Here is a 13,465-nt window from a genome sequence, read left to right on the forward strand (position 1 = left end):
ATGCAGAAATGAAAAAATGGAAGGTTGCCTTAATTGGCTGCGGATCGATCGCGGACAATACGTATCTTCCCCGGATCGGCGAGATTCCGGAGGCGGATCTGGTTGCAGTCTGCGATATCATCCCGGAGAGAGCAAAGAACTATGCAGAAAAATTTCATGTGCCGGCCTGGTACACCAGCATCGATGAACTGCTGGAGAAGTGTGACTTCGAGATCCTGATGAACACGACATCGATCCCAGCGCACCACGAGATCAACATGAAGGCGCTGCGGGCCGGAAAGCATCTTTACTCACAGAAGCCCGTCGGCCTGACGGTGGAGGAGGTGACCGAGCAGATCGAGGCTGCCAAGGCAGCCGGTGTGAAATACACTGCTTCACCGATCCACATGCTGCGTGACGACATCCGCTTTGCCAAAAAGCTGATTGCCGACGGCTGCATCGGGGAGATTATGAAGGTGCACACCAACGTTTGCCACGGCGGCCCGGAATATTTCCAGTACCGCACGGCGGACCCCACCTGGTTCCACCGGCCCGGCAGCGGCGCCCTGTACGACATGGGCGTCCACGGCCTTACCATGACCACGGGCATCCTTGGTCCCGCGAAGGCTGTGGGCTGCATGGCCAAAATCTCCGAGCCTGTCCGCACGGTAAGAACCGGTACCTTTGACGGCATGCAGATCCAGGCCGACCAGCTGTACGATAACTACATCATTACGCTCGATTACGGCGAGAGAACCATGGCGGTGGTGGAGTCCGGCTTCTGCCAGAAGGACAGCCGCGCACCTCAGATGGAGATTTTCGGTACAAAGGGAACGATCACTTTCGTCAACAACGGTAACATGAACCCGCTCGATTCGCTGGAAGTTTACCTTGATGCGCCGGAGCGCGGTATTCGCGGCTGGCTGAAGCCTATGGAGTGGGATGTTCCGGCTTCTGAGATGAACTTTTTCCAATGCAAGGTGGTTCAGGATCTGATCCATGCCATTGAGGAGGACCGTCCCGTCGGTTTGCCCCCGGAGCACGCCAGACACGTGGTGGACATCATGTGCACTATTCCGGAAGCGATCAAGACAAAGAGCATTGTCCCGCTGCACACCACTTTCTGAGCAGAGGGGAACTGATCACAGATGAGGTGAATGTTATGAAGAAATATCGCATTGGTCTGGTGGGCTTCGCTCACATGCACGTTTTGGGTCAGATCAAGCCGTTTCTGTCCATGCCGGAGCGCGTGGAATGGATCGGTGCCTCGGATATCAAGCCGATGGTAGAGTCTGAATATTTTGAAAGCTCCAGCCGCTCCATGAACCTGAAGCTCTGTCAGGAGCAGTGTGGGTTCACCCGCGTGTTTGAGGATTACCGTGATCTTCTCGATCTCAAACCCGACCTTGTCCTTGTGAACTGCGAGAACGCGTTTCACGGAATCGTTATCCCCGAGATCCTCATGCGCGGGATCCACGTGGTGGTGGAAAAGCCGTTGGCCTATTCCACTGAACACGCCATGGCTATTGCCCGCGCTTCCCGGATCGGTAAGGCGGACTGCATGATCAATTGGCCGACCACATGGCAGGCCAGCGTCCGCCTGGGCCAGAAGCTTGTCAGCGAAGGTGTTGTGGGAAAGGTGTACCGTTTCCAGTTCCGCAACCCGGATTCCATGGGTCCGTTCTCTTACGGCCAGGTCATGACGGATCGGCAGCTGGGCAAGGAATGGTGGCATCAGGAAGCGGCGGGAGGCGGCAGCTTGCTGGACTACTGCTGCTACGGCACCATCCTTTCGAACTGGTACCTGGGCGAAAAGCCTCAGGGCGTGTATGGCTTGAAGGCGAACTTTAACCACCGGTTTGGCGACGCGGAGGACTACGCCTCCCTGATGGTTCGGTACCCCGAGGCGGTTTCCATTCTGGAGGGAACCTGGAACACCATAAGCAGCGGCTATCCCTCCGGGCCCATTGTCTGGGGCGAAAAGGGCGCCCTGATTGTGGAAAACGGCGACCATGGCATCCACGCCAACGTTTGTGTTTACCTCGATCGTTATTCCACAACGCCCAGCAAGGTGTATTGCTCCGACGACTACCCGCTGCCTGAGGGAAGATCCAACCTGGCTCAGGAGGTCTTCCATCACCTGGAGACCGGAGAACCGGTACACTACACCATGGATCTCAATAACAATCTTTGGTCTGCCGCTATGTTGGATGCGGGAATTCGCTCCAGCCGGTCGTTGAAAATGGAAGAAGTAAAAACCGCTTGTTGGACGATTGGGTAATATAAGAGGAGGATGCTACATGAAACTTGCAAACGTTTCCTGGGGTTGGACGCCGATCCCGGAGGATATGCCGCATGGGGACTCTCTGATCCGAATCGCGGATCAGATCCGTGAACTCGGCTTCGAGGGCGTGGACTATCTGGGAACCCCGGAAGCACTGGATGAATTCTTCACGGAGGAAGCCTGCCGGGCGCTGGGGGATCACTCCCGCTCCATCGGCCTTGAACCCAACGTGTTCGTCTTCCAGGACGCTTCGTGGAACGACGCCTGCAGCGAAAAAAGGGAGGACAGCGTCAGGCACTTCGAGAAGGCCGCACAGGCCGCAAAGTGGATCGGATGCCGGATTGTCTCCACGCTGGTGCCGATGCCCTGCGGCGCAACCCCCTGGAAGTTCAACCCCGCCGCACCGGCGATCAAGCAGGGATACCATATGCCCGCCGACTACTGCTACCAGAAGGACTGGGATACCCTGATGGACAGTTACCGCAAGTGTCTGGCCATTGCAAAGCGGTACGGGCTGCGCATGTCCGTGGAGTGCTTCCCCTATTCCATGATCTCCACACCGCACGCCATGCTGCAGCTGCTCAAGGACGTCGATGACCCGGATTTCGGCATTCAGCTGGACACGAACCACCTGATCATGCAGCACATCGATCCGGAATGGACGATCTACATGCTGGGAGGCAAACGTATTTTCAATGTTCACTGCAAAGACAGCGATGCCGTCTCCAGAAACAACATCCCCGCCGGCTGCGGCATCACCGACTATCCCGCTGTGATTCAGGCGCTGAAGAATGTCGGGTATGACGGAAACCTTTCCGTCGAGCTGGAGTTCACAGACAACCCCCGCCGCTACAACAAGCAGGCGATGGATCATCTCAAGCTCTGCCTTGCGGGTGAATACTGAGCTGCCGTCTGGAGGCACACAGGGGGTATCCCCCTCGATCCGGGCGCGGCGCCGGATAAAAATCATGTTTTTTTGGAAGAGGAGTAGGAGTAATGAAGCAGTATAAGGTTGCCATCATCGGCAACGGTATGATTTGCAACGCGGCACATATTCCCGCCTACAAAGCCATGGGTGACAAGGTGAAGATTGTCGCAGTGGCGGATATCCGCGAGGAAGCCGCCAAAGAAACCGCCGAGCGTCACGGGATCCCCAAGTACTATGTGGATCCGTATAAAATGCTGGAGGAGGAGAAACCCGACATCATCTCCGTGTGCACACCGAACGCATACCACAAGGAGTATACCCTTGCCGGTTTCCGTGCGGGCTGCCATGTAGTCTGCGAAAAGCCTGTGGCTGTAACCTGCGCGGATGCGGAGGAGATGTTCAACGCGGCGGAGAAGGCGGGGAAACATCTGTTTGTCATCCAGTCTCTGCGTTTCACGGGTAACTTCAAAGCGGCTGCCGGACTGGCAAAAAGCGGTTGCCTGGGAGACATTTACTACGCGGATCTGAACCTGGTCCGGCGCCGCGGCGTTCCGAGATGGGGCATGTTCCACATGGCGAAAGAAAATGTGGGCGGCGCCTTCTGCGACCTGGGCGTTCATATGTGCGACTACCTGATGTCAATTTCCGGTAACCCGAAGATGGTTTCCGTCAGTGGAAGTGCTGTGACCAGGATCGTCAACAAGGAGAAGAATATTGAGTTCTCCAATGCGGAGAGCGGAGCTCCCACCGGTCTGTTCACTCCCAGAAAGTTCGACATGAAAGAGTTTGATGTTGAGGAATTTGCCAACGGCTACATTCGTCTGGAAAATGGCATGACAGTCACTTTCAAGATCTCCTGGGCGCTGAATCTGCCCAACAGCAACACTGTCAGCATCTGCGGAGACAAGGGCGGTCTGACCATTGGGGACGATGGACTCAAGCTGCTCACGACGCAGGGCAATTACCAGGCCGACGTTTTGCCGAGGGTTTTCCCCGACCCATATACGGAACTCTCAGATTTCACCGGCCACATCCACGAGATGAACTACATCCTGAAGGTCCTCAACGGGGAAATGACCATGGAGGAATACCCCATCCAGAAGGACGAGGTTATGAATGTGGTTGCGATCATCGAAGCGTTTTACAAATCTGCACAGCTGGGCAGGGAAGTCACTGCTCAGGAACTGGACCGGTAAGCGGAAGCTGCAAGGGATATTTGCACAGAGCACGGCGTGACGGAAGAACTTGCCGTTTCGCCTTGGGACGAAACGCAACAGGGGGACTCTGCCCGGGCGGGAGAGCCCCCTGTTCTGGTGTGCGAGACGACAACGGAAGGGGAGGAATCCATGAAAGGAATCATAACGGAGATTGAGAGGTTTGCGCTGAAAGACGGACCGGGGATCCGCACCACAGTGTTTTTCAAGGGGTGCAACATGGCGTGCAAATGGTGCCATAACCCGGAAACGCTGTCGGTTCGGCCACAGCTGATGATTTATCCGGACAAATGCATTGGCTGCGGCGCCTGTGTGGAGGCCTGCAGGGCGGGAGCCAGAACCCTCGGCAAAAACGGTGCCCTGCAGTACGATCGCACCGCCTGCAAGCACTGCGGAGCCTGCGCCGCGAACTGCTTCTCCGGTGCTCTCGTCATGTCCGGAAAGGAGATGACCGTTGAGGAAGTGATGGAGGAGATCCTGCAGGACAGGGCTTACTACCGGAATTCCGGCGGCGGCGTAACACTCTCCGGCGGCGAGGTTTCCACGCAGCCAGAATTTGCCCTGGAATTGCTGCAGGCCCTGAAAAAGGAGGGAATTTCCACGGCGATCGAGACGAACCTGCATGCGCCATGGAGCGTCTACGAAAGAATGCTGCCCTTCCTCGATCTGGTGATGTTCGACATCAAGATTTTCGATGAGGAAGCGCACAGACGCTGGACCGGCGTGAGCAATCGTCAAATCCTGGAGAACGCAAAGAAGGTGGCGGCTTCCGGCAAGCCTTATCTGGTGCGTACCCCGGTGATCCCCGGAGTGAACGACACGGAGGAGGAGATCGGCAGCATTGCCAACTACGTGGGAACCCTGGGAGGCGCTCAATATTATGAGCTTCTGCTGTTCAATCCCCTGGGAGAGAGCAAGTATGACGCCCTGCAGATGGACAATACATTTGCCGGGACCCGCCCCACTGGAGAGGAAGGCGCAGCACGCCTGAAATGGGTGGCCGCTCAAACGCCCGGACTTTCCGTGAGGGTAGGCTGACGAAGAAAGGGAGAGGTTGTATGGTCAACAGAATCAATATATTCCAGCCGGATGCTCCCATGAGCTACGATGACAGGATCAAAATTTTAAAGGAAAGAAAGCTTGAGGAAACCAGGGTGAAGTCCACCATGAAGGTGTATCAGGACGGGGATGACTATGGAAGCATCCCGGCTCCGGAGACGTACCAGTTCCATTGCATTCCGAACCACGAGAACGGTTCCTGGTACGGGTATGACGGGTGGAGCAAGAATTTTTACAAGCTGATGACTGAGCACCCGGTCTACATTGATCCGGTGGACGCGTTCACCTGCCGCTGGATGTTCAGTATGATCTGGTTTGACGAGAAATCCCCGGACAAGGGGCTGAACTGGAACCCGAATTTTCCCTACGATGATCTCAAGCCGGAACAGGAACTGTATGGCATTATCTCCGGGATCGGCTCGGACGCGCACTTCGGCGGCGACTACCGGATCGGGTTGAGCCTTGGCTGGGGCGGGATCTTGGAAAAGCTGGCTTTCTACCGCAAAAAGCACCCCGAACACGCAGAGTTTTACGACGCGGAGGAACTTGTGGTGCACGGTGTGCAGAACTGGATCTCGCACGCGATTGAGGAGAGCGAGCGTCTGGCCCGTGTGGAGCGCCATCCGGTCCTGCGGGAAAACCTGCTTCAAATGGCGCAGGTAAATCGCAACATCCTCAACGGTGCGCCCAAAACCATGCGGGAAGCCTGTCAGTGGGTTTGCTGGTTCAACATGGCCAGCCGCACCTACAACCGCGACGGAGCGGGTTTCCAGCTCGATGAAGTGCTCAAACAGTACTACGATGCCGACATGAAAGAGGGGAGGATCACCAGGGACGAGGCGATCTTCTACATCGCTTGTCTGTTGCTCAACGATCCGCACTATTACCAGATCGGAGGGACAAACGAAAACGGCGATCCCCTGCTCAGCGAGTTCAGCTATATGGTGCTCGAGGGAGCGGATAAGCTGGATTCGGCTTGCAACATCACGGTAAGAGTGGACGAAAACATCGACAGAAAGTTCCTGAACAAAGCGGTGGACTACCTGTTCAAGAACAAGAACGGCTGGCCGCGCTTTTCCGGTGACGAGGCCCTGAACAGAGGCTTCATGCGTTTGGGCTATCCCGAATCGCTTGCCCGGCAGAGGATCGCGGTGGGCTGCCACTGGATGAGCTTGCCCGGCATGGAGTACAGCTTGAATGACTGCGTCAAAATCAACAGCGCTAAGGTGTTCGAGGTTGCCATGGATGAGATGATGAGCCATAAGGGCCCATACTCCACACAACTGCTGTGGGATCTGTACCAGAGACATATGGCCCGGGCTGTAGAGGTAACTGCCGAGGGTATCGCGTTCCACCTGCGGTACCAACAGTACAACGAGCCGGAGCTGATGTTGAACCTGATCAGTCATGGTCCTATCGAAAAAGGTCTGGATATGACGTGCGGCGGCGCCATGTACTACAACCTCTGCATGGACGGCTCGGCTATTGCCACGGTGGCGGACTCTTTTGGCGCACTGCAGCAGCGGGTGGAGGAGGAGAAGCGGATCGACTGGGAGACGCTTTACCATCATCTGAAAACAGATTTCCAGGATAAGGGCGGTGAGCTTGTACGCCAGATGCTCTCCCGCAGTGCCCGCTACGGCGGCGGAAACACCATCAGCGACCAGTGGGCGGTGAAAATTTCGGAGTCATACTCCAACCAGGTGCGCTCCGTCAGCCAGAAGTATCCGGGCTACCAGTTTATCCCCGGCTGGTTCAGCTGGTCGAATACGATTGTGCTCGGCAAGCAGGTAGGTGCCACCCCCAACGGCCGCCACGCCTTCGAGCCGATCAACCATGGGGCCAACCCGCACCCCGGCTTCCGCAAGGACGGCGCCCTCACCGCAATGAGCAATTCCATCTGCGCGGTGCAGCCGGGCTATGGGAATACCGCGCCGGTACAGCTGGAGCTTGACCCTGGTATGGGGCGCGGTGAGGAGGCTGTGCAAAAGATCGCCGACTATATCATGACGCTGTTCGAGCAGGGGGCCACCCTGCTGAACATCAATATTGTGAACGGTCAGCAGATTCTCGAAGCCGACAAGGACCCCAGCAAGTACCCCAACCTGGTGGTACGCGTCACGGGCTTTACGGCGTACTTCTGCTCTCTGACTCCGGAGTTCAGAAAACTGGTGGTGGATCGTATTCTCATACAGGGATGAACAAATGATTTGGCTTGGCTTCTGTTTTTTCTACGTCACGGTTTTATTGCGAAAATAAATCCTAAATGGCAGGCTGAGCAGGAAGCATAAAGAAATATCAGAAATCATTTGGTCAGATACGTAAACTTTCTGCAGGGAGGCATCGTGCAAGCGGTGCCTCCCTGTTTTGATATGCTTTAGCGAAACGAGAGCCCCCGACTAGGACGGGGAGAGTAAAAGAAATTATATAATGAAAAGACCTTCTGGTAGAATAAAGTTGCGGTCGGTCAACTGCAACAATAAAAAACCAGGAGGTCTTTTCTAAGCCTTCGGTTCTGCCAGGGGACATGACCAATTCAGGAAGCATGTTTCCCAAATGGAACGGTGCCAGCCTTTTTACCAGATAAGGTGTAAAAATGAATTAACACTTCAACATCCCGTGAAATATGACACACATACACATATAGAAAGTAAATTCAATAGTTTGAGTAAAGCCTGCGGTCCCAAGGAAGGAGACTGAAATGAGAAAAGAAAGTGCAATCATTCGCAAGTGCTCTGCTCAGAGAACGGGAGAGCCGTTTCATTACGCCTCAATCCAGCATATTCTTTCCAACATTATGAATGCAGGAATTCTTCGCAGCGGAGAAACGAAGTCGGAGGTGTTTCCTGAGCTGCAGATTGTTTCTCTGGAACAATTTAATCGTGTGGCAAAGGCTCGTGAGCAGCGTTCCGTAAATTATGCGATAAAGTGCGGCGGAACCACCGAGACAGTGCAGCTGGAGGATGGCACGGAAGCCACCGTCGTTCGCCCGCCTCGCGCCTATCCTCGAAAGATCGTAGGAAAAGCCCTCTTGTCAGGCAATGTGTATTGCGGTCACTGCGGTGGCCGCATTTTTGCAACTACCGCAAGAAAAACGCATCGCCCAACGGAGGACAATGAGCGTATCGCCATCTATAAATGCTACAACCGAGCGCAGCACAAGGAACAATGCGACGGACCATCCACCTATCGTGCCGAGAAGGTGGATAAGGTGATCGAACATCTTCTGCGGGGGATTTTTGAACGAGCCAAGAGGATTGATGAAAAAACCATTTTAAAAATGCTGGTCGACGCTTCGGCGGAACAGTGTCAGCAGGAGCTGAAAGCCGCAAAGCTGGAATATACCAAGACGATGAAGGAATTGTCAAGGTGGGGAGATTTGATGCTGGACTCTCTGGATGGCACTTGTGTTTTTACGCCGGAGCAGGTGAAGGCCAGGCTGGACGATGTGCAGGCAACAGCGGACGAGATAGCCCACCAGGTTCAGCAGCTGGAAGAGAAGAGCCGTCAGATGAAGCCTGCGGCAGCCGATCTTCTGAGGGAGCATCAACAGATTCTGACATGGGCAGAACTGTTCGACTCCGCCGCGATAGGGGAGAAGAAGGTCATTGCGTCCTACCTGATCAAGGCGGTCACCTTAACCCGCGGCTATGGGATCCAGGTCGACTTCAATATCTCCGAGGCGCAGTTTTTGAATGGGCTGGAGATGGGGTGAGGGGGCGCGATGATAACGAGGTTTCTTTCCATGATGCAAAAGCATGGGCTCACTTTAGTTTTTCAGACATCCAATGGGAACCACACAAACGCCGTCATGCCGGCGATACGCGTAATCCCCGATTCCCGTCAGAACCATAAGGAAAGAAGGGGACTTCATTTTTTCCGTGTCGATTTTCTCCTGCATCGCTTTCAGACTTTTTGCCCCTTCTTCGATAAGCTTATCGCCGCCGAGTTTCATTTCAATCAAGCCGTATTTCCCGTTTCTCAAGTGAATGACAGCATCACATTCCTGCCCGTCCTTGTCACGGTAGTGATACACCTCCCCGTTCAGAGCATCCGCAAATACACGCAGATCCCTCACGCAAAGAGTTTCAAACAGAAATCCAAAGGTTTTGAGATCGTTTAAAAGATCGGTTGGACCAACACCAAGAGCCGCTGCCGCAATCGACGGATCTATATAATATCGTGTGTCGGACGAGCGAATCGCAGTCTTTGACCGAAGGTTCGGGTTCCATGCCGGCATATCTTCTACAACGAAGATTTTACGAAGAGCGTCGAGATAGGAGGCTACCGTCTCCTCGCTGATAGGGGATTCGTCATTTGCGGCAATATCCTGTGCGATGACGGTGTTCGGTACCTGCCCACCTTGGTTTCTTGCATAGGAGCGCATAAGGCGCTTGACTCTTTCAGGATTTTTCTGAACATGGTCTGCCCGGTTTATATCGGAGTGCACCACAGCATCATAGTAATCGCGCGCCTGATCCAGCGCGATTTCATCGCGCATATCGATAGCCTGTGGCCAGCCGCCTCTGCATATGAGAAATGCCAGACGATCCAAGCTGAGGTTCGCAGTTCCGTCAACCTCTTCCGTATTCTCAAACAGCACCTTTAAGCTGATATCCCCTGTAGAGTCTCCAGACTCATATAGACTCATGGGCCGCATGGTTAGCCAGGTGAAGCGGCCTGTGCCGGAGTGTGTTATTTCTTTGGTGTCGGCAGGAACAGCAGAGCCAGTAAGAATGAACTGTCCAAGTTCACCGCGGTGGTCTACCTCAAAACGAACAGCGTCCCACAGCTTGGGAGCCAGCTGCCATTCGTCGATCAATCTTGGCACGGCGCCCTTCAAGAGCCTTTTCGGATTCAGTTCAGACATGGTGAGGTTCTGTTCTTTCTTTTCGGGATCATCCATATACAGAATGCTGGCTGCAATCTGTTCGGCGGTTGTGGTTTTGCCGCACCATTTGGGGCCTTCGATGAGAACCGCGCCTTTGCCTTCCAGCTTACGCTTCAATATGTCATCAGCAACTCGTTTTCTGTAGACCTTCATTTCGACTCCCTCGATTCCGCTTTTTCTTTAGTATACACCGTGTTGTCAGATATTCCAAGAGTTTTCCGAAGATTGGCGAAATATTATTCCGATGGTTGGCGAAGAAAAGGGCCGATTAACCGCTCTTGTCCGCTCAAAATCGGAGCAGGAGTGCGCACCGTCCGATGAAAAATTCCGAACAATACGCATCCCGTGCCGGTTTTGAACGATACGCATCCATTCTCTTCCACATGATCGGTGGATGCGTTATGTCGCGTTCGGGAGAGCGTTCGGTTCGCATCCGAGAGGTCGAGAGTTCGAGTCTCTTCAGGTCCACCAACAGAACAGATCTGTTTTTTATTGAAAGATAAAAGACAGATCTGTTTTCATTTCTTGAAAAGCAAGAAAATCAGGGGATTCATCATCACATTTCCCAAAATAATGCTTCCAAAGCAACTAAAACATACAGATGATTATATTTGAGTTTCTCTTCAATTTAAAAGATAATGATACGTGAGGTATTCAGTGTGGGCAAAAAAAGGACCGAGCAATACGCTCGGTCCTTCGTTATTTCACAACATCCGAAATGATTTTATTTACCTTCAATTCGGGCTTGGCCGCCGACATCAGCGAATTTGCTACCAGACACTTATTCCCCAGTGAGATGAAATTCATGGCCATTTCCGCTGTAATCTCTCTATTCTCTTTGGCTCTTGTAAATTCTTTCTCATTTACCATCTCAGGCAAGCATTTTTTTACCATCCTCAGTTGATCTCTCAACGCCTCCACGAGTTCCTGTATTCTCCAGTATCCATAAATAGTCTCAGAGATTCTTGCCTTGCAATTCACAAGCCTACCGGAATTTTCCGCCAGAAAACCCAGGGCATCTCCGCCAGTCAGATCAGACTGTGGATAGTTCGGGGCTGTTTACTGATGCAGGAACGGTTTCGAATTCATCTTTATTTTGTACCCGCTTTTCAGGTTGCATATCAACGATAACCTTCATTGTGCTTTCACGATTTTCATCAATATACTTATAAGCGCTCTGATATTGCTGGAAAGAAAACTTCTTGGAAATCAAGGGCTTCAGCTGTACCTTGCGCTCGCTTACTAGCTCGATCGCCTTTTGATAGTCCTCGTTCCGATACATCATGGATGTATTCAGACTCAGTTCATGGTCATTGAGTACAGCCAAATCCACTGTGGCCATTCCATCAAACACAGCCACTAGTATTAAAACGCTGCCCTTCCTAGCACTACGAATAGCCTGATTCATAGTGATATTGTTACCGGCACAATCATAAATCACATCAGCCTTATCGGGACCAAAATATCGTATAAATTCTGTGGCGAAATCCTCTGTTTTGGTATTGATACACGCCTCAACACCAACCTCTTTGGCCTTAGCCAATCGGATATCACTTACATCAGTAATCATTACATTATGAGCTCCCAGGCCCTTAGCTACTTGCGCAGTCAAAATTCCGATAGGGCCAGCCCCTAAAACACATATGCTTTTCCCATTCACATCGCCCGCGCAGCCAACTGCATGGACTGCAACAGCCAAAGGCTCAATCAGGGCCCCCTCCTCCAAGCTTATTGTCTCCGGAAGCGCTGTGACTCTTTTCGCATCCACTGCAAAATACTGAGAAGCCATCCCCGTTGTTTGAAATCCCATAACCTTCAGCTTCTCGCAAAGGTTATATTTACCATGGCGGCAGGGATAGCATTCTCCGCATACTACTTGGGGCTGTACGGTCACTTTTTGGCCGATTGTAAACCCCGTTGTACCCTCTCCAATCTTCTCGATCAAGCCAGATACTTCATGGCCTTGAGTGACGGGATAGCTGGTAAATGGATGTTTCCCATGATAGACATGGATATCCGATCCACATATACCAATATTCATAATTTTAATCAATACCTCTCCCGTTTTGGGATCCGGTACCGGCACTTCGTGGAATTCAATCTGGCCAGGGGATATCATCACTTGCTGCAGCATCGTTTTCATCATATGTCCGCCTCCATCAACCACGGGCAAGCCAGCAGGCATCTTCAGGGGTAACAAGCTTTTCTCCTGCCAACAGGCTTTCCAGTAACATTTCCTTGTTATCCGATCCAATGATTGGAATACAAGTAACCTCGTTTTGTATCAGATAACCCAAGATCGGTACCGCCAATGGCACTTCGTGCTCCCTAGCATATTTTTGAGCGCGAGCCAGTCGGCGCATATTTTCCGGTGATCCGTAATTACGCTGGACTTCCATATCTAAAGAGGCCAAGCCTCCGGCTGCAACCTTTTGAAAAAATCCCTGAGCTTGAGCGCTAAATGCAAAAACGGGCATTTCGTGCTTCTTATACCATTCATAGGAATCATCATCCATTACCAAAGAAGTGTACTGTTGAAAATAGAGACTGAGCGTATCCGCAAAACTCCACTGAATCTGGCTGCTTCCAAAACCTATCTGTCCGCTTTCTTTAGCATAATTATTCGCTGAAGCAATGCGTTCCACTGTCCAGTTAGAAGCGCCGATCATGCGGATCTTGCCACTTTTAAGCAAACGGTTTAATCCATCTATAATACCTTCCACTGGCTCCTTTTTATCATCCTTGTGCACCCAATAGATGTCTACATGATCAGTATTTAGAGCCTTTAAACTTGTATCGAGGTCCGACTTCATTTCCTCATAGGACAGACGGGATTTTCCGTCTTCGTTAGGATGACCACATTTGGTAGAGACAATAATCCGGTTTCGATTGCCCCGAATCTTCATATATTCGCCTACCAATTCCTCAGCTCTGCCACCGGCATAAGCACGAGCAGTATCAATACAATTCCCACCGTATTCCAAATAGCAGTCGTAGATAGAAAACAGCTCTTCCTTAGAGAGTGCTTGCATCCGGACGGCGGAACCAATTGCCAGTTTCGATACATGGAGCAAATCTCCGTTTGCCTTGATATCCGTATAGATCATACT

Annotated in this window: 11 protein-coding genes; 7 read left to right on the forward strand and 4 right to left on the reverse strand. The window is 52.4% G+C overall.

What is annotated here, in order from left to right; translation table 11 throughout:
* Nucleotides 1-8: 8 nt before the first annotated feature.
* From BN3911_RS08360 to BN3911_RS17375, 7 genes are all read left to right on the forward strand, one after another.
* Entirely contained in the window at nt 9-1,106 is a 1,098-nt protein-coding gene (locus BN3911_RS08360; protein ID WP_055658121.1) for a Gfo/Idh/MocA family protein, read from the forward strand.
* A gap of 35 nt (nt 1,107-1,141) precedes the next feature.
* Nucleotides 1,142-2,260, forward strand: a complete 1,119-nt coding sequence (locus tag BN3911_RS08365; protein ID WP_066863964.1) for a Gfo/Idh/MocA family protein — start codon at nt 1,142-1,144, stop codon at nt 2,258-2,260.
* A gap of 19 nt (nt 2,261-2,279) precedes the next feature.
* Nucleotides 2,280-3,167 (forward strand): sugar phosphate isomerase/epimerase family protein, encoded by an 888-nt coding sequence (locus tag BN3911_RS08370; RefSeq protein WP_055658125.1) that lies wholly within the window; start codon nt 2,280-2,282, stop codon nt 3,165-3,167.
* Between the two features lie 92 nt (nt 3,168-3,259).
* The gene (locus BN3911_RS08375) at nt 3,260-4,387 is read left to right on the forward strand and encodes a Gfo/Idh/MocA family protein (protein WP_066863967.1); all 1,128 of its coding nucleotides are present in this window, start codon (nt 3,260-3,262) and stop codon (nt 4,385-4,387) included.
* Between the two features lie 150 nt (nt 4,388-4,537).
* On the forward strand, nt 4,538-5,443 hold the full coding sequence (locus tag BN3911_RS08380) for a glycyl-radical enzyme activating protein (protein ID WP_055658128.1): 906 nt from the start codon (nt 4,538-4,540) through the stop codon (nt 5,441-5,443).
* Nucleotides 5,444-5,463: 20 nt separating this feature from the next.
* Complete coding sequence (locus BN3911_RS08385; RefSeq protein WP_066863970.1) at nt 5,464-7,665, forward strand: pyruvate formate lyase family protein; 2,202 nt, start codon at nt 5,464-5,466, stop codon at nt 7,663-7,665.
* A 500-nt stretch (nt 7,666-8,165) separates the two neighbouring features.
* Nucleotides 8,166-9,179 (forward strand): recombinase zinc ribbon domain-containing protein, encoded by a 1,014-nt coding sequence (locus BN3911_RS17375; RefSeq protein WP_066863973.1) that lies wholly within the window; start codon nt 8,166-8,168, stop codon nt 9,177-9,179.
* A gap of 54 nt (nt 9,180-9,233) precedes the next feature.
* Here the strand turns inward: BN3911_RS17375 and BN3911_RS08395 are convergent, their stop codons facing one another.
* The 4 genes from BN3911_RS08395 to BN3911_RS08410 form a co-directional block, all read right to left on the reverse strand.
* The gene (locus tag BN3911_RS08395; RefSeq protein WP_066863975.1) at nt 9,234-10,508 is read right to left on the reverse strand and encodes an ATP-binding protein; all 1,275 of its coding nucleotides are present in this window, start codon (nt 10,506-10,508) and stop codon (nt 9,234-9,236) included.
* Nucleotides 10,509-11,054: 546 nt separating this feature from the next.
* Nucleotides 11,055-11,249, reverse strand: a complete 195-nt coding sequence (locus BN3911_RS08400; RefSeq protein ID WP_066863978.1) for a hypothetical protein — start codon at nt 11,247-11,249, stop codon at nt 11,055-11,057.
* A gap of 139 nt (nt 11,250-11,388) precedes the next feature.
* Nucleotides 11,389-12,489, reverse strand: coding sequence for a zinc-dependent alcohol dehydrogenase (locus BN3911_RS08405; RefSeq protein WP_082942208.1), 1,101 nt, complete (start codon nt 12,487-12,489; stop codon nt 11,389-11,391).
* Nucleotides 12,490-12,514: 25 nt separating this feature from the next.
* Nucleotides 12,515-13,462 (reverse strand): aldo/keto reductase, encoded by a 948-nt coding sequence (locus tag BN3911_RS08410; RefSeq protein ID WP_066863981.1) that lies wholly within the window; start codon nt 13,460-13,462, stop codon nt 12,515-12,517.
* Between the last annotated feature and the right edge of the window lie 3 nt (nt 13,463-13,465).

This window comes from Neglectibacter timonensis, from assembly GCF_900048895.1.
Lineage (GTDB): Bacteria > Bacillota > Clostridia > Oscillospirales > Acutalibacteraceae > Acutalibacter > Acutalibacter timonensis.